Annotated in this window: 29 protein-coding genes; 16 read left to right on the top strand and 13 right to left on the bottom strand. The window is 64.3% G+C overall.

What is annotated here, in order from left to right; genetic code table 11:
• The first annotated feature begins 64 nt into the window (after positions 1 to 64).
• Positions 65 to 1,003, top strand: a complete 939-nt coding sequence (locus L338_RS02860) for a class I SAM-dependent methyltransferase (RefSeq protein WP_022696850.1) — start codon at positions 65 to 67, stop codon at positions 1,001 to 1,003.
• A 33-nt stretch (positions 1,004 to 1,036) separates the two neighbouring features.
• Here the strand turns inward: L338_RS02860 and rho are convergent, their stop codons facing one another.
• From rho to hemE, 4 genes are all read right to left on the bottom strand, one after another.
• Complete coding sequence (gene rho / locus L338_RS02855; RefSeq protein WP_033310417.1) at positions 1,037 to 2,296, bottom strand: transcription termination factor Rho; 1,260 nt, start codon at positions 2,294 to 2,296, stop codon at positions 1,037 to 1,039.
• A 358-nt stretch (positions 2,297 to 2,654) separates the two neighbouring features.
• The gene (locus L338_RS02850) at positions 2,655 to 3,116 is read right to left on the bottom strand and encodes a CopD family protein (RefSeq protein ID WP_022696848.1); all 462 of its coding nucleotides are present in this window, start codon (positions 3,114 to 3,116) and stop codon (positions 2,655 to 2,657) included.
• A complete protein-coding gene (gene hemH / locus L338_RS02845; protein ID WP_022696847.1) occupies positions 3,113 to 4,153 on the bottom strand; it encodes a ferrochelatase in 1,041 nt (346 codons plus the stop codon). The genes L338_RS02850 and hemH overlap by 4 nt, the downstream gene beginning before the upstream one ends.
• On the bottom strand, positions 4,143 to 5,177 hold the full coding sequence (gene hemE / locus L338_RS02840; RefSeq protein WP_027068225.1) for a uroporphyrinogen decarboxylase: 1,035 nt from the start codon (positions 5,175 to 5,177) through the stop codon (positions 4,143 to 4,145). The genes hemH and hemE overlap by 11 nt, the downstream gene beginning before the upstream one ends.
• 466 nt (positions 5,178 to 5,643) lie before the next feature.
• On the opposite strand from hemE, the gene L338_RS02835 reads away from it, so the two are divergent.
• Genes L338_RS02835 through dnaQ form a run of 5 tightly spaced genes read left to right on the top strand, consistent with a single transcriptional unit; the run spans position 5,644 to position 9,191 of the window.
• Positions 5,644 to 6,489: a pyruvate, water dikinase regulatory protein gene (locus L338_RS02835; RefSeq protein WP_022696845.1), complete on the top strand. Its 846-nt coding sequence runs from the start codon at positions 5,644 to 5,646 to the stop codon at positions 6,487 to 6,489.
• On the top strand, positions 6,486 to 7,079 hold the full coding sequence (locus tag L338_RS02830) for a Maf family protein (RefSeq protein ID WP_022696844.1): 594 nt from the start codon (positions 6,486 to 6,488) through the stop codon (positions 7,077 to 7,079). Before L338_RS02835 ends, L338_RS02830 begins: the two co-directional genes overlap by 4 nt.
• Positions 7,076 to 7,891: a shikimate dehydrogenase gene (gene aroE / locus L338_RS02825; protein WP_022696843.1), complete on the top strand. Its 816-nt coding sequence runs from the start codon at positions 7,076 to 7,078 to the stop codon at positions 7,889 to 7,891. Before L338_RS02830 ends, aroE begins: the two co-directional genes overlap by 4 nt.
• Positions 7,888 to 8,481 carry a dephospho-CoA kinase gene (gene coaE / locus L338_RS02820; RefSeq protein WP_022696842.1) on the top strand — a complete coding sequence of 198 codons (594 nt, stop codon included), beginning with the start codon at positions 7,888 to 7,890 and terminating at the stop codon, positions 8,479 to 8,481. The genes aroE and coaE overlap by 4 nt, the downstream gene beginning before the upstream one ends.
• A 23-nt stretch (positions 8,482 to 8,504) precedes the next feature.
• Positions 8,505 to 9,191 (top strand): DNA polymerase III subunit epsilon, encoded by a 687-nt coding sequence (gene dnaQ / locus L338_RS02815; protein ID WP_022696841.1) that lies wholly within the window; start codon positions 8,505 to 8,507, stop codon positions 9,189 to 9,191.
• Positions 9,192 to 9,204: 13 nt separating this feature from the next.
• Here dnaQ and secB read toward each other — a convergent pair whose 3' ends face one another.
• Positions 9,205 to 9,720, bottom strand: a complete 516-nt coding sequence (secB, locus tag L338_RS02810) for a protein-export chaperone SecB (RefSeq protein ID WP_022696840.1) — start codon at positions 9,718 to 9,720, stop codon at positions 9,205 to 9,207.
• A gap of 196 nt (positions 9,721 to 9,916) precedes the next feature.
• Here secB and L338_RS02805 point away from each other — a divergent pair, with 196 nt between their 5' ends.
• The 4 genes from L338_RS02805 to L338_RS02795 are packed head-to-tail and all read left to right on the top strand — an operon-like array spanning position 9,917 to position 12,345.
• The gene (locus tag L338_RS02805; RefSeq protein WP_022696839.1) at positions 9,917 to 10,540 is read left to right on the top strand and encodes a Tim44/TimA family putative adaptor protein; all 624 of its coding nucleotides are present in this window, start codon (positions 9,917 to 9,919) and stop codon (positions 10,538 to 10,540) included.
• 47 nt (positions 10,541 to 10,587) lie between these two features.
• Positions 10,588 to 11,496, top strand: a complete 909-nt coding sequence (locus L338_RS02800) for an MltA domain-containing protein (RefSeq protein WP_051122689.1) — start codon at positions 10,588 to 10,590, stop codon at positions 11,494 to 11,496.
• Complete coding sequence (locus L338_RS16255) at positions 11,465 to 11,827, top strand: 3D domain-containing protein (RefSeq protein WP_051122688.1); 363 nt, start codon at positions 11,465 to 11,467, stop codon at positions 11,825 to 11,827. The genes L338_RS02800 and L338_RS16255 overlap by 32 nt, the downstream gene beginning before the upstream one ends.
• Positions 11,824 to 12,345 (top strand): Smr/MutS family protein, encoded by a 522-nt coding sequence (locus L338_RS02795; RefSeq protein WP_022696838.1) that lies wholly within the window; start codon positions 11,824 to 11,826, stop codon positions 12,343 to 12,345. Before L338_RS16255 ends, L338_RS02795 begins: the two co-directional genes overlap by 4 nt.
• Here the strand turns inward: L338_RS02795 and L338_RS02790 are convergent.
• A complete protein-coding gene (locus tag L338_RS02790) occupies positions 12,342 to 13,337 on the bottom strand; it encodes an adenosine kinase (protein ID WP_022696837.1) in 996 nt (331 codons plus the stop codon). The two genes, L338_RS02795 and L338_RS02790, sit on opposite strands and share 4 nt — an antisense overlap.
• A gap of 126 nt (positions 13,338 to 13,463) precedes the next feature.
• Here L338_RS02790 and L338_RS02785 point away from each other — a divergent pair, with 126 nt between their 5' ends.
• Positions 13,464 to 14,357 (top strand): ATP-grasp domain-containing protein, encoded by an 894-nt coding sequence (locus L338_RS02785; protein ID WP_022696836.1) that lies wholly within the window; start codon positions 13,464 to 13,466, stop codon positions 14,355 to 14,357.
• Between the two features lie 60 nt (positions 14,358 to 14,417).
• A complete protein-coding gene (locus L338_RS02780; RefSeq protein ID WP_022696835.1) occupies positions 14,418 to 14,891 on the top strand; it encodes a DUF6438 domain-containing protein in 474 nt (157 codons plus the stop codon).
• A gap of 4 nt (positions 14,892 to 14,895) precedes the next feature.
• On the opposite strand, the gene nth is transcribed toward L338_RS02780, so the two are convergent.
• On the bottom strand, positions 14,896 to 15,558 hold the full coding sequence (nth, locus tag L338_RS02775; RefSeq protein ID WP_051122687.1) for an endonuclease III: 663 nt from the start codon (positions 15,556 to 15,558) through the stop codon (positions 14,896 to 14,898).
• 37 nt (positions 15,559 to 15,595) lie between these two features.
• Between nth and L338_RS02770 the strand changes: the two genes are divergently transcribed.
• The 4 genes from L338_RS02770 (at position 15,596) to L338_RS02755 (ending at position 18,058) form a co-directional block, all read left to right on the top strand.
• On the top strand, positions 15,596 to 16,120 hold the full coding sequence (locus tag L338_RS02770) for a DUF2244 domain-containing protein (protein WP_033310338.1): 525 nt from the start codon (positions 15,596 to 15,598) through the stop codon (positions 16,118 to 16,120).
• Positions 16,121 to 16,227: 107 nt separating this feature from the next.
• Positions 16,228 to 17,103, top strand: coding sequence for a methylated-DNA--[protein]-cysteine S-methyltransferase (locus tag L338_RS02765; RefSeq protein WP_022696832.1), 876 nt, complete (start codon positions 16,228 to 16,230; stop codon positions 17,101 to 17,103).
• The gene (locus tag L338_RS02760) at positions 17,100 to 17,591 is read left to right on the top strand and encodes a hypothetical protein (protein ID WP_022696831.1); all 492 of its coding nucleotides are present in this window, start codon (positions 17,100 to 17,102) and stop codon (positions 17,589 to 17,591) included. Before L338_RS02765 ends, L338_RS02760 begins: the two co-directional genes overlap by 4 nt.
• Before the next feature lie 2 nt (positions 17,592 to 17,593).
• Positions 17,594 to 18,058, top strand: coding sequence for a VOC family protein (locus L338_RS02755; RefSeq protein ID WP_022696830.1), 465 nt, complete (start codon positions 17,594 to 17,596; stop codon positions 18,056 to 18,058).
• Positions 18,059 to 18,069: 11 nt separating this feature from the next.
• Here L338_RS02755 and L338_RS02750 read toward each other — a convergent pair whose 3' ends face one another.
• The 6 genes from L338_RS02750 to dnaK form a co-directional block, all read right to left on the bottom strand.
• Entirely contained in the window at positions 18,070 to 18,480 is a 411-nt protein-coding gene (locus tag L338_RS02750; protein ID WP_022696829.1) for a GFA family protein, read from the bottom strand.
• Positions 18,477 to 19,280, bottom strand: coding sequence for a 4-hydroxy-tetrahydrodipicolinate reductase (gene dapB, locus L338_RS02745; RefSeq protein WP_022696828.1), 804 nt, complete (start codon positions 19,278 to 19,280; stop codon positions 18,477 to 18,479). The genes L338_RS02750 and dapB overlap by 4 nt, the downstream gene beginning before the upstream one ends.
• A gap of 33 nt (positions 19,281 to 19,313) precedes the next feature.
• Positions 19,314 to 20,351 carry a hypothetical protein gene (locus L338_RS02740; RefSeq protein ID WP_022696827.1) on the bottom strand — a complete coding sequence of 346 codons (1,038 nt, stop codon included), beginning with the start codon at positions 20,349 to 20,351 and terminating at the stop codon, positions 19,314 to 19,316.
• 4 nt (positions 20,352 to 20,355) lie between these two features.
• Positions 20,356 to 23,115, bottom strand: coding sequence for a DUF2339 domain-containing protein (locus tag L338_RS02735; protein WP_022696826.1), 2,760 nt, complete (start codon positions 23,113 to 23,115; stop codon positions 20,356 to 20,358).
• Positions 23,116 to 23,223: 108 nt separating this feature from the next.
• Entirely contained in the window at positions 23,224 to 24,399 is a 1,176-nt protein-coding gene (gene dnaJ, locus L338_RS02730) for a molecular chaperone DnaJ (RefSeq protein ID WP_022696825.1), read from the bottom strand.
• Between the two features lie 85 nt (positions 24,400 to 24,484).
• Entirely contained in the window at positions 24,485 to 26,407 is a 1,923-nt protein-coding gene (dnaK, locus tag L338_RS02725; RefSeq protein ID WP_022696824.1) for a molecular chaperone DnaK, read from the bottom strand.
• Positions 26,408 to 26,532 lie beyond the last annotated feature (125 nt).

Below are 26,532 nucleotides of genomic sequence, written 5' to 3'. Positions count from 1 at the left end.
GCTCCGCGCCGCCGGTTCAAGTCGGACCGGTTCGATACCGATGACCAGAAGAGGCCGGAAACCCGTGGAAACGACAACAGACCAGACCGACATCGAAGAGGATGACGGCCAGTCCTGGTATTACCGGATCGAGCTTGAGCCCGGAGAGATGACCCCCGGAAAACCGCGCATGACCCTGGCCATGCTGCGCGAAACCCTGAAGCGCATTGATCTTTCCGGCGCGCGCTGCCTCGATATCGGAACCCAGGAAGCCGCCGGCGCGGTGTCGATGATGCGCCTCGGCGCTGAAGAAGTCGTCGCCTATGACCGGTTGGACCTGACAGACCGGATCAGCGCCGTCTCCCGGGCCTATGAAACGCCCGTCACCTATCTGGGCGGGCATTTCTTTCAGGACCTCAAGCGCGTGATGGGCGATCGCAATGTCGCCCCGGTGTTTGATTTCGTGAATTTTGCCGGCGTGCTTTATCACATGATGGATCCGCTGGCCGGCATCGCCATGGCGCGGTCCTTCCTGCGCGAAAATGGCGTCATGCTGATCGAGACTTCGGTCTCCGTGACCAATAATTTCAATATGAAATTCAATTATCGCGGCCAGCTTTATCCCGGCTCGAACTATTTTCAGGTCAGCGCCCGCACCCTCGATTACTGGGTGCGCATGTTCCGCATGCGGATCGAGGATGTCATCTGGCGCGGCGCGGACGATGTCTGCCGCGTCGTCCTGGTCTGCCGGGCGACGAATGAGCCCGTCATCGGCTATGAGGATACCTGGGCGCTCAAACGCTTCCACGAGATGGACGCCGCCGCATACGGGCTGGATTACGACGCCCTGAAAAGCGCCGCATCCGGTCCGGGCTTCGATCTGTTCGACCACGACCGGCACGACAAGCAGAACCTTGTCGACCGCGAAGCGCGCTCAGCGATGATTTTCGGAACGATCAAGCGAACCGGCGCCTATCAGCATGACCCGGCGCTGGAGGAGTTGCGGCTGGATCACGCCTGGTAGCGCGCGCCAGCCGCCGAAAGGCCCCCGCCCTTATCAGGTATTCATGCTCTCGAAGAAATCGTCGTTGGTCTTCGAGCTCTTGAGCTTGTCGATGAGGAATTCGATGGCGTCCATCGTGCCCATCGGATTGAGGATCCGCCGCAGGATATACATCTTCTGCAGGTGCTCCTTGGGAACCAGGAGCTCCTCTTTCCGGGTGCCCGACTTGGTCAGGTCGATGGCCGGGAAGACCCGCTTGTCCGCGACCTTGCGGTCCAGAACCAGCTCGGAGTTGCCGGTGCCCTTGAACTCTTCGAAGATCACCTCGTCCATGCGCGAACCCGTATCGATCAGCGCCGTGGCGATGATGGTCAGCGAGCCGCCTTCCTCGATGTTCCGCGCCGCGCCGAAGAAACGTTTCGGGCGCTGCAGGGCATTGGCGTCCACGCCGCCCGTCAGCACCTTGCCGGAGCTCGGAACCACGGTGTTATAGGCGCGGCCAAGGCGCGTGATGGAGTCCAGCAGGATCACCACGTCGCGGCCGTGCTCGACCAGGCGCTTGGCCTTCTCGATCACCATTTCGGCCACGGCAACGTGCCGCGTCGCGGGCTCGTCAAAGGTGGAGGACACGACCTCGCCCTTCACCGTACGCTGCATGTCGGTCACTTCTTCCGGCCGCTCGTCGATCAGCAGCACGATCAGGAAGCATTCGGGGTGATTTTCCGCGATGGATTTGGCGATGTTCTGCAGCATCACCGTCTTACCAGTGCGCGGCGGGGCCACGACCAGGCAGCGCTGGCCCTTGCCCAGCGGCGCGGCGATATCAATCACGCGCGCGGACTTGTCCTTTACCGTCGGATCGTTGGATTCCAGATGGAACCGCTCATCCGGGTAAAGCGGCGTCAGATTATCGAAATTGACCTTGTGACGGGCCTTTTCCGGCTCCTGGAAATTGATCTTGTGGATCTTGAGCAGGGCGAAATAGCGTTCGCCGTCGCGCGGCGAGCGGATGGACCCTTCCACCGTATCGCCGGTGCGCAGCGCAAAACGCCGGATCTGCGCCGGGGAGACATAGATATCGTCCGGACCGGGAAGATAATTGGCTTCCGGCGAGCGCAGGAAGCCAAAGCCGTCCTGCAGCACTTCCAGAACGCCCTCGCCATGGATATGGACATCGCGTTCGGCCAGTTCCTTCAGGATGGCGAACATCATGTCCTGCCGGCGCATGTTGGAGGCGTTCTCGACCTCCAGACGCTCGGCGAATGTCAGCAGCTCGGTGGGAGATTTCTCTTTCAGCTCGTTGAGCTGGATCATCTCCGGAAGATCCGCGTCGCGAATCTTCTTCGGCCGGTCTATCGGCTCGTCTTCACCGTCAAAATCCTCGTCTTCATCGTCCCCGTCGAAGTCGTCTTCGTCATCCAGGACGGAGTCGTCGGTATCGTCTTTGCTCATTGTCTCTTGAGGCTAGCTGTCTTTGGAGTCAGCGCATCGGGACCCGTCGGGCCGCCGATTATTATTATGAGGGCGGCCTTCTTCACGAACCGGATTGTTCGCAAACCGTCTGTTTTTTCAGATTGTGGGCAGGGATTCGATCATCCCTCGCACCGATTGGAACGCCATCATAAAGGCTAGGGCTTTGCTCAAACCACGACTTGGCGTCTGCGTCAAGACGTTAGCGAAGCCAGACCACCGCAACCAGCACGATAGCAATTGTCATAAGCGCCGGAATCTCGTTCAGCATGCGCCAGCGCCGCTCGCTCAGCGGCCGCTCGCCCCGCGCGAATTTCTTCTGCGCGCCGGCATAGAAGCCATGAACGCCCGACATGGCGAGAACCAGCAGGAATTTCGCGCTCCACCAGGGCGAGGCAAAAATGGACCAGCCATTCGCCCGCTCCGCATTGGCGAAGATCAGCAAAATCCCGAACGTCCAGGTCGCGATCATCGCCGGGTTGATGATCACTTTGAGCAGCTTTCGCTCCTGCGTCATAAGCGAGGATTCCAGCTCCCCGCCCTTTTGCGCCGTGTGGTGATACACAAAAAGGCGCGGCAGATAGAGCATCCCTGCCATCCAGAAAATCACGCTGATAATGTGCAGCGCCCGAAGCGGGTCGTAGAACAGGCCGGTCCAACTCATACGTTCATCCTACACGGACAATGGCCGGCGTCAGCCGGGCAAATGCGCGCGCCGCCCGGCGGTTTCAGGCCGGCTTCGCCTTCCAGCGCGCGAAGGGTCAGGGCGGAGAGCCCCTCAATAAATTCTGCGTCATCGCCCAGCGCCGGCACGCGATGATAAGCCTTCGCGCCATGCTCTTCGGCCAGTTCGCGATATTCCACGTCCAGCTCCACCAGCGTCTCGATATGTTCGGACACAAATGCAATCGGCGTAAGGATGATCGCCTTGCCGTCCGCCGCTGCGCGCGCAACCTCATCATCGGTTGACGGGCCAATCCACTCCAGCGGCCCGACGCGGCTTTGGTAACAGATCGCCCAATCCGGTATTTCCGGCAGTTTTCCGGCAATCGCGCGAACCGTCTGTTCAATCTGCCAGGGATAGGGATCGCCCTTGTCGACCGTCTTCCTGGGCAGGCCGTGCGCGGAAAACAGAAGCCGGGCATGTTCCGGTCGTCCCGCCTTCTCGAAGGTCTCCCGGATCAATCTCACATGCGCGTCGATAAAGGCGTCTTCCGCGGGATAACAACAAACGCGGCGGTCCGCCGGTCCTTTATAGGCGCGGTCCCATTCGCCAAACGCGGTCTCGGTCGTGGTGATCGAAAAATGCGGATACAGCGGCAACAACACCACCTCGTCCGCCTCCCACTCTCTGACCGCCCTGGCCGCCTCCGCCACAAACGGCTTCCAGTAACGCATTCCTATGAAGCATTTGTACGCGGCGCCGGGATCCTCCGCCGCCAGACGCGCCTCCAGCGCCGCGGCCTGTTTTTCGGTTTCGGCTCGCAGCGGCGATCCGCCACCCATCATCGCGTAATTCTTTTTCGCAGACGGCGCGCGGAGCGTGGATATCAATCCCGCCAGCGCCGTGCGCGCAATCCAGGGCACATCGATGATCGCTCTGTCCCGAAACAGATTGAACAGGAAGGGCCGCACGGTCTCCGGATTATCCGGCCCGCCCAGATTGAACAGGACGACCGCGACCTTCCTTTTACCGGCCATGTCCGGTCACCCGATCCACAAGACGCGCCATGTGCTCAATCGGGGTTTGCGGCGTGATGCCGTGGCCCAGATTGAAAATATGCGGTCCGCCGGAAAATGTTTCGATGATCTCGTCAATGCTGCGATCCATGTCCGCGCCCCCGGCCAGAAGCAGTGCGGAATCCAGATTTCCCTGAACGGGTTTGATGTTCTGAAGATGATCGCGCGCCCAGACCAACGGCATGCCCTGGTCGATCGCCACAACATCAACGCCGGTTTCCCGCGCATATTTCTCGGCCAGCGGGCCCGCGCCGCGGGGGAATCCGATGATCGGTTGCGTTATCCCTCTCGCCCGCAGGCCATCCACAATGGTTTTCGCCGGCCGGATCACCACGCGATCAAACAATGGCTCGGGCAATCCCGAGGCCCAGGAGTCGAAAATTTTCAGGATATCGGCCCCGGACTCCGCCTGCATGGCCAGATAATCAATGCTCGCCTCGGCCAGCTTGTCGATCAGCGCGTCAAAAGACTCCGGATCCCGCCACGCCCAGACCCGCGCCGTCCACTGGTCCTTGGACCCGGCCCCTTCCGCCATATAGGTCGCCACGGTCCAGGGTGCCCCGGCGAAACCGATCAGCGTCTTGTCGGCCGGCAACGCCTCGCGCACGCGCGCCAAGGACTCGCCCACCGCGGACAATCGCTTGCCCATATCGGCCGGATCCAGCTTCGCCACATCATCGGCGCCCTTCAGGGGCGTCATTTTCGGGCCTTCCCCTTTCACGAAATGCACGCCGCAATCCATCGCGTAGGGGATCAGCAGGATATCCGCGAAGATGATCGCCGCATCCAGATCAAAGCGTCGCATCGGCTGCAGGGTCGCCTCCGCCGCCATTTCCGGATTCAGGCAGAAATCGACAAAGCTTTTCGATTTCGCTCTCAGCTCCCGATACTCTGGAAGATAACGTCCTGCCTGGCGCATTACCCAGATCGGAGGGCGTTCGGTCCTCTGGCCCTTTGCGGCCCGGATCATCAAAGTTTCGCTCATGAATGCCGACATAGAGGGCGCATCCCCTCTCGGCAATTCTCACAGACTGAAATCCACCCCTCCTTTCCTCCTTAAAGAATTTAAAAAATGGAATTGGTGGAAGAGGTCCGGTGCGAGTCCGGCGCCGAATCCGGCGCCCAGAGGATTCTCACAGATCCGTCAAACGTCGCAGAACTGACAGAGTCAGAAAATTCACAGCATGTGAATCACAGGCAAAACCGGAAATCGCCTTTCCATTGAAACAGCAAATTTCCATCCCGTGCTGTGAACACGGCCGGGGACAGTTTTTTGCTGGCGCCCAGACTTCACGATTCTCTCCGCCGCGCCTTATCCCTGTGTGCGACTCCTTGAATCTTGGGGCGCAGCGTTCTTGAGTATGTTCGTAAACGAGCTGCGGATCGCGCCGCTGGCCCCGGGCAGACCTGGCTTTAACGTTTTATTAACAGTCTCCATCCCCAAGGCGTCCATGACCGATCCAAAGAACCAGTTTTCGATCTATTTCCATGTCCACCTGGTTTCGGACTCGACCGGCGAGACGCTGATGGCGGTCATGCGCGCCAGCGTCGCCCAGTTTCGCGGGGTTTCCCCGATAGAACATCTCTATGCGCTGGTCCGTTCGCCCCGCCAGCTGGACCGCGTGATGCAGGAGATCGAGGATGCGCCCGGCATCGTCATGTACACGCTTGTGAATAATGAGCTGCGGGCGCAGCTGGAGGCGCGCTGCGCCCAGCTTGGCCTGCCGGCGATTCCCATTCTCGACCCGGCCCTGACCTCCATGGGCCGCTATCTCGGCATAGAGATGTCGTCCCGCGTCGGCGCCCAGCGCACGCTGGACGCGGAATATTACAGCCGGATCGAGGCGCTGAATTACGCCATGGCGCATGATGACGGCGCCAACACCCATGAGTTCGAGGATGCGGATGTCGTGCTGGTCGGCGTCAGCCGGACGTCCAAGACGCCGACCTGCATCTATCTGGCGCAGCGGGGCATCAAGGCCGCAAACATTCCAATCGTTCCCGGCGCCGCCCTGCCGGACGATGTCCTGAATCTCAGGAAACCGCTGGTCGTGGGACTTACCGCGGCGCCCGAACGGCTGGTCCAGATTCGCCGCAACCGCCTGCTCAGCCTGCATGAGGACCGGTCCACCGATTATGTCGACGAGCATCTGGTGAAGGATGAAACGATTCAGGCCAAACGCCTGTTCGCCCGCAAGGGATGGTCGATGATCGACGTGACCCGCCGCTCGATCGAGGAAAGCGCCGCCAAGATTCTCAATCTTCTGGCCGACAAGCGCGGCGAGCACACATTGTGAATATCGCCCCTGTCATCCTGGCCTCGGGCAGTGCGATCCGGGCGCAGATACTCACCGCCGCCGGCGTCGATTTCCGGATCGAACGCCCGCAGGTCGATGAAGACGTGCTTAAACGCCGGCATGACGCGCTGGCCGATGGCGCGCTCGCTCTCAAGCTGGCGGAGGAGAAAGCCGCCGAGGTCTCACGCCGCCACGCCGCGCTTTGTCTGGGGGCCGATCAGATCCTGACATTTGAAGGGCGGCGCTACGACAAGGCCGGGACCATGGCTGAGGCGCGCGACCGGTTGCTGGCCATGCGCGGGAAGCCGCACGAGCTGATTTGCGGCGCGGCGCTGGCAAAGGACGGCGACATTGTCTGGACGCACCTCGCCCGGTCTCACATTCAAATGCGGGACTATTCGGAGGAATTTCTGGACGCCTATCTCTCGGAAGCGGGCGAGGGCATTTTGAAAAGCGTCGCCTGTTACCAGTTTGAGGGGCTTGGCGCGCAACTTTTTGAAAGCGTCGATGCGGACTATTATTCCGTTCTCGGCCTGCCGCTATTGCCTGTGCTCGACGGGCTGCGCGGCCAGGGCGCGCTGAAAACATGACGCGCTGGGCCGCGGTCGCCGGCTGGCCGGTCGATCATTCCCTTTCTCCTTGTCTTCATGGCGCCTGGCTTGAAACCGCTGGCGTAAAGGGCCGCTATGATCGGCTTCCCGCGCCGGAGGACGGAGCGAAGAAGATTCTGAAGACCGCGCTGGCAGACCCCGATTGCGCCGGCCTGAACGTGACGCTGCCGCACAAGGGCCTCGCCCTGCGCCTTGCCGACCGGAAGACGGATGCGGCGAAATCTATCGGCGCGGCCAATCTTCTCTATCGCGATGACGGGAAATGGGTGGCGGACAATACGGACGCGGAAGGATTTCTCTATGGTCTCCGCCGGCAGGCGTCCGAATTCCAGCCGGAACGCGCCGCCGCGCTGGTTCTGGGGGCGGGGGGCGCGGCCCGGGCGGCGGTTTATGCGCTGACTCAGGCGGGCGCCCGGGTCACCATCGCCAACCGGACGGAAAAAAAGGCCAAGCGCCTTGCAAAGGATTTCAAGGCCGGCGTTGCGGCCTGGCCGCCGGATGTTCGCGAGGCCGACCTTCTGGTCAACGCCACTTCCATTGGTCTCGACGGCGCCTCGGCCCCGCCTGTGGATTTTTCCGCCAGCCGCAATGCGCTGATTGTCTATGATCTTGTCTATCGCCCACTCGAGACGCCGCTTCTGAAGACCGCAAAATCCTCCGGCCGCCGGAGCGTGGACGGCCTCGACATGTTGATCGGGCAGGCGCGGCCCTCCTTTAAGGCTTTCTTCGGGGTAACGCCGCCAGACTTGGACGCACGGCAGATTTTGCTGGAGGCGATGGAGCGGACATGAAGATCGTCGGCCTGACCGGGTCGATCGGCATGGGCAAGACCACCACCGCGAACATGTTCGCCGATGAGGGCGTGCCTGTTTTCGGGGCCGATGCCGCCGTCCATGCGCTCTATGCACGGGGCGGGGGCGCCGTCGAACCGATCCGGGAAATATTCCCTGACGCGGTCCGGGACGGCGCGGTAGACCGCAGCGCCCTGGCGGCGCACCTCCATGAAAACCCGCAAGATTTCGAGCGGCTCGAAGAGATCGTGCATCCGCTGGTACAGGCCGCGCGCGCGCAATTTCTGGAAAGTTCAAAAGATTCCGGCGCTGATATCGTCATCCTCGACATCCCGCTTCTTTACGAGACAGGCGGCGAGGAACAGCTGGACGCGGTGATCGTGGTCAGCGCGCCGGCGGCGGTGCAAAGAGAGCGCGTCTTGCAGCGGCCCGGCATGACCGAAGAAAAATTCACCGCCATACTGTCGCGTCAGACGCCTGATTCGGAAAAGCGGAAACGGGCGGATTTCGTCATAGAGACCGGGGCGGGTCTCGAAGCGGCGCGGCGTCAGGTTCACGAGGTTCTGGCTGCGCTGAGAGGCGGACACTAGCGGGGAAGGGGCGCGCGAGCACCATGCGGGAAATCGTTTTCGATACCGAAACAACCGGGCTCAGCCCGGCGGACGGCGACCGGATTACCGAGATCGGCTGTGTCGAGGTGATCGATTTCGTTCCCACGGGCCGCGAATATCACTGCTACGTCAATCCGCAGCGCTCCCTGCCGCCCAAGGTCACAGAGATTACCGGGCTGACCGATGAATTTCTGGCCGACAAGCCGCTCTTCGCGGACGTGGTCGAGGATTTCATGGAATTCGTGGGCGACGCCCGCATGGTCGCGCACAATGCGGAGTTCGATAAGGGCTTCGTGAATGCGGAGCTGGACCGCCATGGCCGCTCTGTCCTCCCGCATGAGCGGTTCCACTGCACACTGGTCATGGCGCGGAAGAAATTCCCGGGTGTCCGCAATTCGCTGGATTCGCTCTGCGACCGGTTCCGCATCTCGCTGGAAACGCGCGACGTTCATGGCGCGCTGGTCGACGCCCGCCTGCTCGCGAAGGTCTATCTGGAACTGAATGGCGGGCGCGAGCGCCGGCTGGATATTTTCGAGAAGACCGGCGGCGGCGATTCCGGACTGGTCGCCAAGGCCCCGCCGCGGCCCGAGGCTCTTCCGAGCCTTGTTACCGAGCGCGAGCGCGCCGCCCATTCCGCCTTTATCGAGGAAATGGGCGAAAACGCGCTCTGGTCGCTCTATAATGCCTGAAAGCTAAAGGTCTCTAGCTTTCTTCGCCATTGGCCTGTTCGGCGCCGCCGGTTCCATCGCCATTTTCCGCGGCGCCCTGTTGCGCCAGCCGCTGACGGTACAGCGCGGCAAAATCGATCGGCTCCAGCATCAGCGGCGGGAAGCCGCCATCACGCACCAGCTGCGCCACGATATTGCGCGCGAACGGGAACAGCATGCGCGGCGCTTCGATCAGCAGGAAGGGCTGAAGCTGGTCTTGCGGCACGCCGACGAAACGGAACAGACCCGCATAGACAAGCTCACAGATAAAGGCGACTTCGCCTTCGCGCTCGGCCTTGCCCTCGATGCGCAGGGCGACCTCGTTCAGGTCTTCCTCGATATTGCGCACGCCGACATCGACGTTCAGGCTGATCTGCGGCTGGTTCTGGCCGGAGCGCAGAGAGCGCGGGGCCAGCGGATTTTCGAAGGAGGCATCCTTGATATATTGCGCCAGGATCTGGACCTGGGGCTCGTCTTGCGCCGCTTCCGGCTGCTGGTCGGTCTGGGACATGTCTGGTTTCACCACGTCTTGTCGCGCGTCCGGCTGACGCGAAAAGGGCGTCAATTTCCGGGTGGCGCGGATGATTTCGCGAAAGCGCGCCGGGTAGCATGGCTCTGCGTTTCCAGCAACAGACGGGCTGACGTTGCCGCCATAGCCCTTATATAGTGTCCAGCTGTTCGCAACGCGTTTGAATCGAAGGCTCTTGATGCTGTTTCAGATCATCATATTCGCCGCCATCGCCGGTTTCTTCATCTACCGGCTATACTCCGTTCTGGGCCGCCGCACCGGGCATGAGCCCGTTCCGGGCAAGGAAGCGAAAGAACCCACGCTGCGCGACGCCAATGTCCGCAGCGAGGGGCCGCGTCCGGCCTTCACCGGCCCGGGCGCCGCCGGGATGGAGGCGATCCGCCGGGCCGATTCCGGCTTCGATCCGGACGAATTTGTTGAAGGCGCGCGCGGCGCTTACGAGATGATCGTGCAGGCCTTTGCCGAAGGCGACCGCGGCACGCTGAAACGCTTCACCGCCGGCCCGGTCTATGACCGGTATGACGCGGCCATCGCCGAACGCGAAGAAAACAATCAGAGCCAGACCACCGACATTGTCCGCCTCGCCAAGGCGGAAATCGAGGATGCGGAGCTGGACGGCAAGACCGCCCGCGTTTCCGTGCGGTTCGAGGCCGACCTCACCACGATCATTCGCGATGCGGATGGCGAAATTATCGAGGGCGATCCCTCCCGCATCCGCACCGCGCAGGAAATCTGGACGTTTGAGCGCAATACCGGCGCCCGCGATCCAAACTGGGTCCTGGGCCGGGTCCGCCGCGCCTGACGCAAACGATATCTCGACCCGCGGGCGCTGAAGGAGCGAAAGACCGCATGATCCGCCGCAGCCTTCTCGCCTCGCTATGTTTCCTGATGGCCGCCTGCGGCCGCGACGACGCGCCCGAACCAGAGCAACCGGACGAACCCGAACCCCCCGCGGTCGAGCAGGAAATTCCCGACATCTCGCTGCGCCTCACCGATTTCGAGGCGCTGGACGGCTGGGCGGAGGCGGACGCCGCCGCCGCGCTGACTGCATTCCAGCGTTCCTGCGCCCAGATCGCCGCGCGTCCGGATGAGGCGCCGATGAACCCGAAGCGCGACTGGGCCGGGATCGCGGCCGACTGGCGCGCAGCCTGCGAGGCGGCCGCCGCCACGCCGGTGGAGGCCGCCGCCGCCCGCGCATTTTTCCAAACTCATTTCCTGCCGGTGAGCGTGACCGGGCCGGAGAGTGATACCGGCCTTCTCACCGGCTATTATGAACCCGAACTGGTGGTCAGCCGCGCGCGCACCTCTGAGTTTTCCGAACCCATTCTTGGCCGTCCGGAAGATCTCGTCACTGCCGATCTCGGCCTGTTCGATCCGGAACTGGCCGGTCATCGCGTTGTCGGTCAGGTGGAGACCGGCAAGCTTATTCCCTATGACCCGCGCGCGGAAATCTCCACAGATCGCGCGCCGGTGCTGGCCTGGGGCCGTCCGGCGGACGTGTTCTTCCTGCAGGTACAGGGTTCGGGCCGTATCCGGTTTGACGGCGGCGGCCGTCAACGCGCGGTCTTTGCCGCCCATAACGGCCTGCCCTACCGATCCATCGGCCGTGTTCTGATCGACCGGGGCGAGCTGACGCTGTCGCAGGCCTCGAAGGCCGGGATCGAGCGCTGGATGGACGAGGCGGGTTATGCCGCCGCCAAAGCCCTGATGAACGAGAATCCGCGCTATGTCTTTTTTTGGCGCGGAGTCGGTGGATGATCCCGCCCGCGGCCCGCGCGGGGCGCAGGGCGCGCCGCTCACCCCGATGGCCAGCATGGCCGTGGACCCCGATTTCCACGCCTATGGCGCGCCCGTTCTCATAAATACCCGCATCCCGCGCCAAGCGGGCGACGCGGAGGCCGAGGCCCGCAGCCTGCTGGTTATCGCCCAGGATACGGGCGGGGCCATCGAAGGTCCGATGCGGGGCGACCTCTTCTTCGGAACCGGCGATCTGGCCGGCGATCTGGCGGGCGTGATGAAGCACCCGGCCCGATGGACCGTGCTTCTGCCTTCGCCCCTGGCCCTGAAGCTGGCCGAACCGGCGACATGACCCGCCGCCGGGATCTGACCCCGGAAGACCGCGCCGTGTGGCGCCGCGTGGCGAGGACCGTCAGCCCGCGCGAGGGCCGCAAACTTCCCGACCCCGAACCTGTTTCTAAATCTGCAGGCGCTCCGGCCTCAAAGCCGAAGCCGCAAAGGCCCGCCGCCGCGCCGGCGCCCAAGGCTGCGCCCCCGCGCCCGCCCGGGCCGGCGGACGTCTCGGGCGAAAAACGCGTCCGCCGCGGACGGATAGAGGTGGAAGGACGGATCGACCTCCACGGTCTCAATCAGGATCAGGCCCGTGCAGACCTTCTGGACTTCATCGTCCGCGCAAGGGCGCAGGAAAAGCGCACGCTTCTGATTATCACGGGCAAAGGCAAGAGCGGCGAGGGCGTCATACGCCGCCGCTTCCCGGACTGGCTCGCCAGCCCGGATTTCTCCGCCCATGTCTCCGGATACGCCCCCGCCCATGTCCGGCATGGCGGCGGGGGCGCGTTCTATGTCCGGGTGAGACGGAAAGAGGCCTAGAGCCGGATCCCGGCTTCCGCCGCCAGACGATCCAGCGGAACTTCCGGCCGGGCGCCGTAATGGCTGATCACTTCGGCCGCGGCGATGGAGCCGAGCGTTCCGCAATCGGCCAGATCCAGCCCGCGCGCATAGCCGGCCAGGAATCCGGCGGCGTAAAGGTCGCCCGCGCCGGTCGCATCCACCAGCTTCTCGATGGGCCGCGCCTTCACGTGATGGGTCTCCTCGCCGGAGACGATCATCGAGCCCTTCTCCGACCGCGTCAGCGCAACAAGCTTGCAGTCCTTCCGCGCCATTTCCGCGGCGCTGTCGAAATCGGTCTCGTAGAGCGCGGCGATCTCCGCCTCGTTCGCGAACAGGATATCGACATGGTTCTTCACCAGGTGAAGGAAGGAGGCCCGGTGGCGCTCCACGCAGAACGTGTCGGACAGCGTCAGCGCGACATTGCGGTTGGCCGCTTCCGCGGCTTCGGCGGCGCGCACGAAGGCGTGCTTGGCGGCGTCCTTGTCGAACAGATAGCCTTCCATGAAGACGATCTTGGAATCCTTGATCAGCGCGGAATCCACGTCGACCTCGGAAAACTCGACGGACGCGCCCAGGAACGTGCTCATCGAACGCTCGCCGTCCGGCGTCACCGCGATCAGGCAGCGCGCCGTAGACGGCCCGCCCGAGAGCGGCCGCGTCTCGTAATGGACGCCCAGCTTGCGCAGGCCGTCGCCGAAGGACTCGCCCAGCCCGTCATCGGCCGTCTTGCCGATATAGGCCGCATCCAGCCCGAGGGAGGCGATGCCGGCGATGGTGTTGGCGGCGGAGCCGCCGGATTGTTCGGTCTTTTCGCCGAACGCGTCATACAGCTCTTCGGCGCGGTCCTGTTCGATCAGGGTCATGCCGGCCTTGGCGATATCGTGCTTGGCCAGAAAGGCGTCCTCGACCGGGGACAGGACGTCGACAATAGCGTTGCCGACGCCAATCACGTCGAAACGGGGGGTGCTCATGGGAGCAAACTCCAGAAAGATTGCGAATTCAGAAAGTGCGAATAATCGCGCCGAACAAGCCATCCTGCGCGGCCAATTGCAAGGCGGGCTTGGCGTGCGCTGCATATTCCGGTAGCGACCGGACCCATGAAACGCATCGCCTACCTGCTCTCCGCCGACGTCGCCCCGGGCCGTGAGAACCGCCGCGAGGACGCCTGGGAAGTCGAATCCGAACTTTCGGCCCTCAGCCAATCCGCCCGCCGCGCTGGCCTGACCCTGTTCCCCGAAGTCTGGGACGAGCCGACGGACTGGGCCTCCTATGACGCCGCCGTAGTGCGCGCCGTCTGGGATTACACGAAAAAACCCGAAACTTTCCTGCCTGAAATGGAAGGCATCGCGAAGGAAACCCGGCTTCTCAACCCGGTCGATACGCTGCGCCGGAACATGCAGAAAACCTATCTGATGGATCTGGCGGACAAGGGCGTTCCCTGCCTGCCGACCGTGCGCGCGGACAGCGCGGACGCCACCAGCATAAACGCCGCTTTCGAGGATCTGGATACAGACGAAGTGGTCGTCAAACCGGTGGTCGGCGCCTGTTCATGGCGTCAGGCCCGCATCAAACAGGGCGAAAGCCTGCCCGGCGCCGATGACCTGCCGCTGGACCAGTGCCTGATCCAGCCCTATATGAGCGCGGTCGCCGAAGAAGGCGAAGTCACGCTGATTTTCTATAATGGCCAGCTCAGCCACGGCCTGCTGAAGCGTCCCAAAGACGGCGATTACCGCACCCAGAGCCTGTTCGGCGCCACCGAAGTCTCGCTGCGTCCCAATTTCTCGCAGATCGAGGCCGCGCAGAACGCGCTGGAGGCATGGGGCGAGGAACTCCTCTATGCGCGTGTTGACCTGGTGCGCGGTCCGGGCGGTCAGTGGCTGGTGATGGAGCTGGAGCTGATCGAGCCCTATCTCTATCTGCCCTTCGCCGAAGACGGCGCGGACGCCGCTGCGGATCGCTTCACCAAAGCGCTGGAAGCGCGGCTGCTCTAGATCGCGCGCCGCGCCGGGCGTAGAATTCTCGCCTCCCATTTCCGGCTGCAGGGAAACGCCATGAAGCGCCCGATTGTCTGCCTGTTCCTCGGTCTCGCCGCTTGCGCAACCGCGCCGGAAACCGGCGCGGACGCCGCGATCACGCTCGAAGAAACCCCGTGTTTCGGCTTCTGTCCGGTCTACACGATGACCCTGCACAGCGACGGCGCCTATGTGCTTGAAGGCGGGCGCAACACCCGCCAGACCGGCCTGCATCGCGGCCAGCTTTCGCCGGCCGCCTATGACCGCGCGGCCGCGGCGCTGGAAGAAGCCGGATTCGACGCCCGCGACCCGGACATCACCATGGGCAATCCGGCCGCCTGCCGGAATCCCCATACGGACGCCCAGACGGCCATCATCACCTGGTCGAAACGGGCCGGGAAAAAGCGCGTCGCCTATTATCAGGGCTGCAACGCCCCGAAGATGCGCAAGGCGCTGGAAGAACTTCGCGCGGCTTTCGATTACGACACGCTGATCGCCAAGCCGCGCGAATAGGGGTCTATTTCTCCGGCTTCGGCGTCTTGTCTCTGTAAAGACAGATATCGGCCACGTGACAGCGCCAGCATTCGGGCTTGCGCGCCTTGCAGACATAACGGCCATGCAGGATCAGCCAGTGATGCGCGCCGTGGAGATATTTCTCCGGCGTGATCTTCATCAGCTTTTCCTCGACCTTGTCGACGGTCTTGCCGGGGGCCAGGCCGGTGCGGTTGGAAACCCGGAAAACATGGGTGTCCACAGCGATCGTTCCTTCACCGAACGCCTCGGCCAGCACCACGTTCGCGGTCTTCCGGCCAACGCCCGGCAGGGCTTCCAGCGCCGCGCGGGTCTGCGGCACCGCTCCGTCATGTTCCTCGATCAGCTGTTTCGACAGGGCGACCACGTTCTTTGCCTTGTTCCGGTAGAGGCCGATCGTCTTGATCTTCTCCTCCACCTGTTCCGGCGTCAGCCTCGCCATCTCATCCGGCGTGCCGGCCAGCGCGAACAGGCCGGGCGTGGCCTTGTTCACGCCCACATCGGTGGCCTGCGCGGACAGCACCACCGCCACCAGAAGGGTGAACGGATCGCTATAGACCAGCTCCGTCTTCGGCTCCGGCAGCGCCTCGCCCAGCTTCTCGTAAAGCTCGGCCGCCTCGTCCTGCGTCAATCTGCGTCTTTGTCCCATGACGAAAGCCGATAGCCCGCCTATATGCCTCTCTGCAATGGCCGCACGGATGGAAACCCTGCCCGCGGCGCCGGGCCTGCCTTCCCGCCTCTCGGGACGGACCTATATGGACGCCACCCTCGCGCCCAATCGCTCCCTGCCCAATATCGGTTTCGTGGCGCTGATGGGCACGCTGGTCGCGGCCAGTTTTTTCGCCGGGATCGCTTTCGTGTCCATGGGCGCCTGGCCGGTCATCGGGTTTTTCGGGCTGGACGTGCTGCTGGTCTGGGGCGCGTTTCGTCTCTCCTACCGGCAGGGAAGATTGCGGGAACTGGTGCAGGTCACCGCGGAGGGCGCGCAATTCGCCCGCATCGCGCCCAACGGATATGCCCGCCACTGGCGCGTGGCGCCCCAGCTCGCCCGGGTGCAGGTGGACAGGCCGATGAAGCATGAAGGTCAGGTCTGCGTCACGATCTCGGGCAAGACGCTGGTCCTCGGCGCCTTTCTTTCCCCCGAGGAACGCGAGGCTTTTGGCGACGCGCTGGGCCGCGCCTTTGCGGACGCCCGGGCGGAACGCGCCTGAAACGGCGCAAGGTTCGGGTCGCCGCGCATCATTGGCGCCCGTAACTTCATCCGCGACGGCCCTTCCCGCCCTACCGGGACGGGCGCTACAAGCAAGATGATAAAGCCATGACCACGACCACCATGACGCAACCCTCCGCCGCCAACGATCTGGATCAGGCCCGCCGTGACTATGAGCGCGTGACCACGGCGCTGAAATATCTTGAGGAAAACTGGCGCGACCGGCCCTCTTTCGAGGACGCGGCGCGTCAGGCCGGGGTCAGCCCGCATCATTTCCACCGCACCTTCGCCCGCTGGACAGGCACCAGTCCCAAGCGGTTTTCAGACGCGCTGACCCACGCCTTCTCCCGCTCCCTGCTCGCGGACGGCGCCTCCATTCTGGAGGCGGCTCTGGAGTCGGGGCTCTCCGGTCCCTCCCGCCTGCATGATCTCTATATCGCGCAGGAGGCCGTGACGCCGGGCGACGCGAAACGCCGGGGCCAGGGCCTGACATTCCGTCTCGGCCGCGCCGACACTCCGTTCGGGATCGGCGTTTTCCTGATCGCGCCGCGCGGGCTTTCCGCGCTGGCCTTTGCCGATGAGGGCGCGGAGGAAGCGGCGGAAACGGACCTGACCTCCCGCTATCCCGCCGCCGAATTTGTGCGCGATGACGCCGCCGCCGGAGAATACGCCGCACGGATTTTTGCCGGCGAGCGCACCCCGCTCGCCCTCTATGGCTCGGATTTCCAGCGTCAGGTCTGGCGCGCGCTTCTGGCTATCCCCCCGGGCAAGGCGGTGGCCTATGGCGACATCGCCGCGGCCATCGGCAAGCCCTCGGCGGCGCGGGCGGTCGGCGCGGCGGTGGGGCGCAACCCGGTCTCCTGGCTGATTCCGTGTCACCGCGCCCTCTCGTCAGACGCCCGCCTGACCGGCTATCACTGGGGCGTCGACCGCAAGCGGGCCATGCTGGCCTTCGAAAGCTTCAGGGAGCTTCACGCCGCGTGATATCCTATTTCCTTCCGGCCTTTTTCGTTCTTTTCGCGATTTTCGTGCTGGGCCTGACTGTCGTGACTTGGTTCATGCGGCGCGGCGCCCTGCGCGACGCGGACGAGGTCTATGACAAAAGATGCGAGGATTCCCCCGCTTCCCTCCGCGGGCTGGACCGGGACGGATTCCGCGCCGCCTTCATGCGCGCCCACGGCCCGCGCGGGCAGATCTTCATGGCGGCGGGCCTGGCCGGGGTTCTGGTGCTAACCCCCGCCGTCATGGCGCTTCTGGACGCGATCTGGCGCTTTTTCTGGCTGCGCGCGGAAACCCCGGCTTTCTACGCGCCGGGGGTGCTGATGTGGCAGTTCTACATGTTCTTCGGGATGATCGGCCTGTGGGCGGTCATCGTTGCGCTCGCCGCGCGCTTCTACCACCGCAAGCCCCGCGGCTCGATTGACGAGGAAATCATCCGCGAGGCCGCTGACCGCAAGACCCGGGACGCTTGAGGATGGGCTTTCTGCACACCATGGTCCGTATCCGCGACGTGGACGAGTCGCTGCGCTTCTATTGCGAAGGCCTCGGCCTGAAAGAGGTGCGGCGGTCGGACAGCGAGGCCGGGCGCTTCACCCTGATCTTCCTTGCCCATCCGGACGATATCGCCGCCTCGGGCCTGAAGGGCGACGAATATCCGCTGCCCGAAGGTCTGCCGATGATCGAGATGACCCATAACTGGGATCCGGAGGACTATGAGGGCGGTCGCAATTTCGGCCACGTCGCCTATCGCGTGGCGGATGTCTACGCCCTCTGCGGCCATCTTCAGTCCATGGGCTACGCGATCAACCGGCCGCCGCGCGACGGCTATATGGCTTTCGTCCGCTCGCCGGACGGCATATCGGTCGAACTGCTCCAGCGCGGCGAAAAGCTGCCGCCGAAAGAGCCCTGGTCCTCGATGGAAAATACCGGAAGCTGGTAACGCGGCGAATCCTAATCGGTATCGAACTGCGTCGCGCCGTCCTCGGGCAATTCGTAATAATCGCCCTGTGACTCCAGGAAGATATGCTCGCCGGTTTTTAACCCCGTGGGCCGTTCCAGCGCGCCGGCTGCGATGGCGATGCGGTCCTTGTGTTCATCCAGCCCGTCCGCATGCCAGAACAGTGACGACCCGCAGACGCTGCAGAAGCCGCGCCGCGCGAAGTCGGACGCCCGGTACCATCGAAGCGAATCCTCGGCGTCCAGTATCTCGAGATCGTCCAGCGCGGAATTCACGCTTGCCCAATAATGTCCGGACCATTGCCGGCACTGACCGCAATGGCAGGCGCTGACATCTTTCAGCGGCCCCGCGATATCGAACTTCACCGCGCCGCACAGGCACTGCCCCCGGTGCATCTCGCTCATTGTTTCAATCCCAATACGTCCTGCATGTCGTAAAGCCCGGGTTTCTGTCCGGCCGCCCAAAGCGCCGCTTTCAGCGCGCCTTCGGCGAAAATGGACCGGTCCAGGGCGGTATGACCCAGTAATACCCGCTCGGTCTCAGACGTGAATGTGATTTCATGTTCACCAACTATGCCGCCCGCGCGGCTGACCTGGAATCCGATCTTGCCTTCCTTGCGCGGGCCGGTCTGACCATAGCGCGCATACTCGGCCAGCGCGTCCAGGCTGGCGTTCCGGCCGCGGGCCGCCGCCCGGCCCAGCATCAGCGCGGTGCCTGAGGGTGCATCGGCCTTGCGCCGGTGATGGGTCTCCGAAATCTCGATGTCCCAGTCCTCGCCCAGCGCCTTCGCCGCGGTCTCCGCCAGCGCCGTCAGCAGGTTCACGCCCAGAGAAAAATTCCCGGCCGCCACGATGGCCCGGTCCTGCGCGGCGGCTTCCATTGTCTTGCTCTGCTCGCGGTCATACCCGGTCGTACCGGTGATGAAGGCGCAGCCTTCCGGCAGGACGCCCAGCATCTTGATCGCCGCGTCAGGCGCGGAGAAATCGATCACTGCCTGCGCGTCTGTGAACGCCGATTCATCGCTGACCGTGGCGATGCCCAGCCGGTCCAGCCCGCCGATCCGGCCCAGATCCTCGCCTTCGCTTTCCGATCCCGGGCGCACGGACCCGCCGATCAGCGTTATATTCTTCATGGCATGGGCGGCGCGGATGACTTCCCGGCCCATGCGCCCGCCCGCGCCATTGATTGCGATCTTCAAGCTCATGGCGCGGACTGTAATCGTCTGATCCGCCGCTGCCTAGCGGGCCATTTCCATCACGATGCGTTCGGCCATCGCAGACCCGAACCACGGGACAATCGGGATCAGGATATAGAGGAAAAAGCGCGTGGTGACCGGCGCGGAAACCGGCCAGTCCGGCGATGCCCGGACGGCCTGTTCATAGGCCGCCAGCCCGCCCAGGCGCTGCGCCGCGCCCGCATCGCCGTTCAGCGCCCCGCTTCGCGCCTCCCGCATTGCCGCGTGCAGCCGGTCCAGCTCCGTCTCCTTGGCCTTGCGGATTTCACCCCGCACCGCCGTCAGCGGCCCGATCAGAGAGGACAGCGCCCCGCCAATTGCGACGACAGCAGTCAGTACGGCCCCGATGCTGCCCACGCCGTGCACGAAGAACAGCATGATGATCGCCGCCATCAGGAACCAGGTCAGCGCCCCGCGCAGCGCCAACCGCCCGAACACGAAACTCCGCTCGGGGCGCAGCGTATCGTGGCGATAGCCCTCGCGCGCGGCGCGGCGCATCACCCCGTCGGACAGCTGTGAACTGACAAAGGCGCGGAACAGCAGGCCAATGGAAAGCGGGATGAATATGGTGAACCATATCCGGGACGCGGTCAGCAGCGCGGCCAGATCCTCGCCGTCCGCCTCCAGCATCACCCAGGCCAGGCCCAGTCCGGCCACGACGCCGGCCCAGAACGCCGCCGTCTCGCTCCAGTGCGCCGTATCGGCGTCCTCCATGACCCGGTCCAGAGCCTCGCCTTCGCCCAGCGCCTCGATCAGGGCGTCATGTTCCTCGTGCGGGGCCAGCCGGCCGTAATAGAGAAGCGCCGCCCCTGCCGAAATCACCAGCGAAAGCACAAGGCCCGACCACGCCGGAACGCTCAACAGATAGGGAGAGCCCGCGTCCAGAATGGAAAGCCCGTCTGCCACCAGCGTCGCGGTGATAAACAGGCCATAGATCACCGCCACCATCACGGCGAAACCTCGCGCCGGGCCCAGCCGCATCGTCTCGAACAGCCATGTCTCGGCGGGCCGCCGCACCCGCTTCGTCTTGTGTTTGCTCATCGTTTCACGCCTCGCCGTCGCGCCCGGCCATTGCCCGTTCGGCGGGCAGGATGACGCGCTGATAGGTTACCGCAATCGCCATCAAAACCGCCCCCAGTCCTAGGAAGGACAGGCCCCGCCACATCCCTTGCAGCCCGGCCATGTCCAGCAGGAACACCTTGAAGGTCACCAGCGTGAATACGCCCAGTGCCGCATAGCGCAGCACCGGCGTTCGGCGGACCACGCCCGCCGCCATGGCCAGCGCCGCTCCGGCCAGCCACACGGCGGAATAGGCCCACCCTTCCGCATCGCTGACGCTGCCGGACGAAAGATCGGGCGCATGGAAAGCGCGCCGGGTTTCCAGCGTGATCCAGGCAAAGAATAATACCGTCGTCAGGAAGGCTGCCGGATCGCCTGCCGCAAATCCCCGCCGGCGCCAGATCACGGTCAGCGCCGCCGCCAGCAGCGCCGGCAGGCCATACCCGACCGTCAGCGCATTAAAGACAAGCGGCCCGTAAATCTCTGACCCGTTCGCGCCCAGCCATGGATTGAGCATCAGCAACTGAATCAGAACCACATGTATGCCCGCCAGACCGATCAGCGCGCCTTCCGCCGCACGCTGCACCAGCGTCAAACCTCCCTTGATCCGTAGCCTCAGCGCCAGCGGGAGCGCCAGCCACAAACTGGCCTGTATCCCGGCCTCCGTCAGCGAATAACCGGCGGTCAGCGATCCCTCGTTCAGCGCCAGCCGGATGACGATCGCCCCCGTCACCACAAGCAGCGTTACCACCGCGCCTTCCAGTGTCCGCACTACGGCGCTCTCGCGCGCCATGCCGCCGCCGCGCAACAGCCGCGCCGCGCCTTCCAGCGCGCCCAGCGCCGCCACATAGGACAGGACCAGCCCGCCCGCGGCGACCCAGCCGCCGCTCCACTTGACCAGATGGTCCCCGCCGACCGTCAGCTGCAGCACCGTCAACAGCGTCATGACAATGACCGCCCAGATCAGGGCCGGCATGGCCCAGCGCCGCCATAGCCACGCCGCGGCCGCCGCTTCCGCCGCGATGGCGGCCGCCAGCCACGCATCGCTGAGAATCAGCGCCAGCCCGGCCAGCGCCGCCGCTGATGCGCCAAGGGCATAGGCCGCCGCCGCGGCGGGTCGCTCTTCCGCGTCGCCCCGCTTGACAAAGATTTCCGTGATGGCGCATTCCACTGACGCCACGGCGAACAGCAGCACGCTCCACATCCAGACGGGCGACAGGCCGTCCAGTTTGACCGCCATCAGGATCAGGATTCCCACCGGCGCTGCGGCGCCGGCAATCGCCATCGGCCCCGCGCGGCGCAGCCGCGCCAACGCCAGGTACCCGCCCGCGCCGAACAGCGCCATGAAGCAGATTGCCGCTGTCAGGAACGGCGTGAAGCTTCGTTTCGCGCTATCGGTCGTCTCGCTCAGGGCCTCGCCCTCGGCCACGCTCGCCGCCGCCAGCCAGTCCGGCCACAGATACAGCGCCGCCCCCGCCGTCACCACGGTGATCAGCGGGAACAGGGCAAACCTCTCCCGCCGCCACGCCGCGCCCATTCCCGCCGCGCAGATCACGCCAAGCGCAACAACCGCCGGGGCGGCGAATTCCCATGACAGGATCAACATCAGGCTCAACAGACAGGCCGCGATCAGACAGGCATGGGCCGCCAGCACCGAAACCGGGGACATGTCCAGCCACACGCCTGACATGCCCGGGTCTTCAACGGCCTCTCCGCCATCGGCCTCCCGCCACGCAAAGGCAATCGCTGTCAGAGCCAAAGCCGGTAGATAGATCGCCAACGCCAGCGCCTGGGAGGCGTCGAACGCGCCCAGCAGCCATAGCAGCGGCCACCCCGCGCCGCCGGCCAGCGACAGCCACACTGTCCAGCACCAGCGTGCATAGCCCGCCACGGCCAGACTGCCGGCTGTCACCACGAAGACATACAGGAATAGACCCGCCGCATTGGGCGACTCCGCGCCGATCAGCAGCGGCGCGGCAAACCCGCCCGCAATGCCGAAGCCGGCAATCACCGGCCCGTGCAGCCATGCCAGAAAAAGCGCCAGCGCTGCGATCACCGCCAGCAGGCCGAAGGCAACCGGGCCGGGGATCAGCGCGAAGGCGGCATGGGCGGCATAAACATCGCCGTAAAGCGTGATCAGGCCCGCGCCCGCCAGCACCGGCGGAGCAAGACTGCGCGCCACGCCTGCGATATCGGGCTTGCGGCGCAGATACTCGCTGCCCGCCAGCATCGCTGCGCCCGCAGCGGCAGCCACCATAATGCGCGCCCACGGCCCCAGAAGCCCCTGATCAAAGGCGTATTTCGCGATGAACAGCCCGCCCAGCGCCAGCGCGGCCCCGGCCAACCAGACCAGCCAGTTGCCCGCCAGGCTCGATTCGATTCTCGCAAAGAAAGACGGCCCTTCGACGGGTTGCCAGTCATCGCGATCCGGTGCCCGCCCGGTTTCTGCGGCCCACCGGGCGCCGGCCCCGGTCTCGGCTGGTTCGGGGGCTTCATCTTGGGGCGCGGATGTTTCGTCCCCGGTTCCGGCCGCCTCCTCCGTTGACTCTTCGGCCGGCGGAAAAGGCTGGCCCGCCGGCTGGAATCCGGGCGGATTGGCGGAAATATCCGGTGCTTGCTGACCGGAAGAAAGGCCCAGCTCCTTTTCGATGAGGGCAATCCGCTTCATGGCCGAAAGCAGCATGACGAATGCGGCCCACGCGATCGCGCCGGTCGCCAGAAACAGCGAAATAAGAAGTCCGACCAACCGCCCTGTCTCCCCTCAAAGCGTAACGCCTGTTTTGAGGGCAGAGCATATACGGACCGGGCGCAGGCGCGACCCCGGTCCGGAAATTTTTATGAAGGTCGGAAGGGTTTATGCGTCGGGGCGGCCGTCGGGGGAGGTCACGTCCTCGAAGAAGCGTTTTACCTTGCCCATGAAGCCGTGGCTTTCCGGGTGGCAGTCGCCGTCATTGCAGCTCACTTCCCGGAATTCCTCCAGCAGCGCGCGCTGCTCCGGGTTCAGGCGGCGCGGCGTTTCCACGAACAACTCCACCATCATGTCGCCGCGTTGCGCGCTGCGCAGCTGGCTCATGCCTTCGCCGCGAAGGCGCATTTGCTTGCCGGTCTGGGAGCCCTCGGGAATCTTCACCCGTTTGCGGCCGCCATCAATGGTCGGGGCCTCGATTTCCCCGCCCAGCGCCGCGGTCGCCATCGGCACGCAGGCGCGGCAATAAAGATTCGGCCCGTCGCGCTCGAAAAGATCATGCGGCCGCACGGAGACGAACAAATAAAGATCGCCCTGCGGGCCGCCGCGCGCGCCGGCGTCGCCCTCGCCGGACAGGCGGATTCGCGTGCCGTCTTCCACGCCGGCCGGAATATTCACCATCAGATGGCGTTTTTCGCGGACCAGCCCGATGCCGTCGCAATCGACGCACGGATTTTTCACATAGCGGCCCTGGCCGCCGCAGGTGGGGCAGGCGCGCTCCATCGTGAAAAAGCCTTGCGTGGCGCGCACGCGGCCCGCGCCCGCGCAGGTCGGGCAGGTTTCGGGCTCCGTGCCCGCTTCCGCGCCCGTCCCGTCACAGCCGCCGCATTGCACGGCGGAGGCGACAGCCACTTGCGCTTCCTTGCCCTTGAAGGCGTCTTCCAGCGTGATTTCAACATCGGCGCGAATGTCCGCGCCCCGCGCCGGGCCGCTGCGGCCGGCATGTCCGCCCCGGCGTCCGCCGCGGCCGAAGATGTCGGCGCCAAAGACCTGTTCGAAAATATCGGCGAAATCCGCCGCGCCGGCCTGTCCGCCGCCGCCAAACCCGCCATTGCCGTTCACGCCGTCATGGCCGAACCGGTCATAGGCGGCGCGCTTCTGCGGATCCGAGAGAACCGCATAGGCCTCGTTCACTTCCTTGAACTTGGTCTCGGCGTCCGGACAACCGCCATTCTGGTCGGGATGATATTTCATCGCCAGCTTGCGGTAGGACGATTTCAGGGCCGCCTGGTCGGCGCCCCGGTCACAGCCCAGAATTTCGTAATAGTCGCGGCGTGCGCTCATAGCCCGCGCCCTTCCTTTTCCCCCGGTGAAACGCCCGCCCCGGGGTCGGTCCGGGACGGGCGCTCAGGTCAATGCTCAGCGCTTGTTACGCGCTTTTCTTGTCGTCGTTCTCGTCGACTTCCTCGAACTCGGCGTCCACGACATCCTCGTCGCCGCCGGCCTCGCTGGAAGCCTGCTCGCCGCCTTCGGCGTCAGCGCCTTGCGCGCCGTCGCCATAGACGGCCTCGCCGATCTTCATGGAGGCCTGCGCCAGGGTCTGCATCTTGGCCTGGATGGCTTCAAGATCGTCGCCCTCGGCGGCGGTCTTTAGCTCGGCCACGGCGGACTCGACGGCCGACTTCGCCTCGGCCGGCACCTTGTCGCCGTGTTCTTCGAGCTGCTTCTCGCTCTGATGGATCAGCGACTCGGACTGGTTCTTGGCTTCCACCAGCTCGCGGCGCTTCTTGTCTTCCTCGGCGTGCGATTCCGCATCGCTCACCATGTTCTCGATCTCGTCGTCGGACAGACCGCCAGAGGCCTGGATGCGGATCTGCTGCTCCTTGCCGGTGGCCTTGTCCTTGGCGGAGACGTTGACGATGCCGTTGGCGTCGATGTCGAACGTCACCTCGATCTGCGGAACCCCGCGCGGGGCACCCGGGATGCCGACCAGGTCAAACTGGCCCAGCATCTTGTTGTCGGCCGCCATCTCGCGCTCGCCCTGGAAGACGCGGATCGTCACCGCGGTCTGGTTGTCCTCGGCGGTGGAGAAGGTCTGCGACTTCTTGGTCGGGATCGTAGTGTTGCGGTCGATCAGGCGCGTGAACACCCCGCCCAGCGTCTCGATGCCGAGGCTCAGCGGCGTCACGTCCAGCAGCAGCACGTCTTTCACGTCGCCCTGCAGGACGCCGGCCTGGATGGCCGCGCCCATGGCGACAACCTCGTCCGGGTTCACGCCCTTGTGCGGGTCCATGCCAAAGAAATTCTTCACCGTCTCCTGCACCTTGGGCATGCGGGTCATGCCGCCGACCAGGACAACGTCGTCGATATCGCTCTGCTTGATGCCGGCGTCTTTCAGCGCGGACTCCATCGGGCCGATCGTGCGCTTGATCAGGTCCTCGACCAGGCTCTCCAGCTTGGAGCGGGACAGCTTGATGTTCAGGTGTTTCGGGCCGGAAGAGTCGGCGGTGATGAAGGGCAGGTTCACCTCATAGGAGGAGGCGGAGCTGAGTTCCTTCTTGGCCTTTTCGGATTCTTCCTTCAGGCGCTGAAGGGCCAGCTTGTCCTTGCGCAGGTCGATGCCCTGCTCTTTTTTGAACTCGTCGGCCAGGTAATCGACAATCCGCATGTCGAAGTCTTCGCCGCCAAGGAACGTATCGCCATTGGTGGCCTTCACCTCGAACACGCCGTCGCCGATTTCCAGCACGGAGATGTCGAAAGTGCCGCCGCCAAGGTCATAGACCGCGATGGTCTTGCCTTCGTTCTTGTCCAGGCCATAGGCCAGCGCGGCCGCTGTCGGCTCGTTGATGATGCGCAGCACTTCCAGGCCGGCGATCTTGCCGGCGTCCTTGGTGGCCTGGCGCTGGGAGTCGTCGAAATAGGCCGGGACGGTAATCACCGCCTTCTCGACGGTTTCGCCCAGATAGCTCTCGGCGGTTTCCTTCATCTTCTGCAGGATGAAGGCGGAAATTTCGGACGGGGAATATTTCTTTTCGCGGCCCTGCACCCAGGCGTCGCCATTCTGCCCTTCGGTGATCTCGTAAGGAACAAGGTCCTTGTCCTTTTTCACCGTCGGGTCGCTCATCCGGCGGCCGATCAGGCGCTTGATGGCGTAATAGGTGTGGTCCGGGTTGGTGACGGCCTGCCGGCGGGCGGGCTGGCCGATCAGGCGTTCGCCGTCCTCGTTGAACGCGACAACGGACGGGGTCGTCCGCGCGCCTTCGGAATTCTCGAGAACCTTCGGCTTTCCGCCTTCCATGACAGCGACCACGGAGTTGGTCGTGCCAAGGTCAATGCCAATCACTTTGCTCATGTGTCGTTTTCCTCTTTGCGGCCGGCCGCGCGCTTACGGAACAAACATACAGGCCCAACTTGGCGCCCTGTCCCAGCGAGCAACCTCCTTCACGTTCTTCGTGCGTCGACTTTAGCTCGTTTAAT

This window comes from Euryhalocaulis caribicus (assembly GCF_000412185.1).
Taxonomy (GTDB): domain Bacteria; phylum Pseudomonadota; class Alphaproteobacteria; order Caulobacterales; family Maricaulaceae; genus Euryhalocaulis; species Euryhalocaulis caribicus.
The sequence above is the reverse complement of the archived record's forward strand: the minus strand, read 5'-3'. Positions and strand labels throughout refer to the sequence as shown.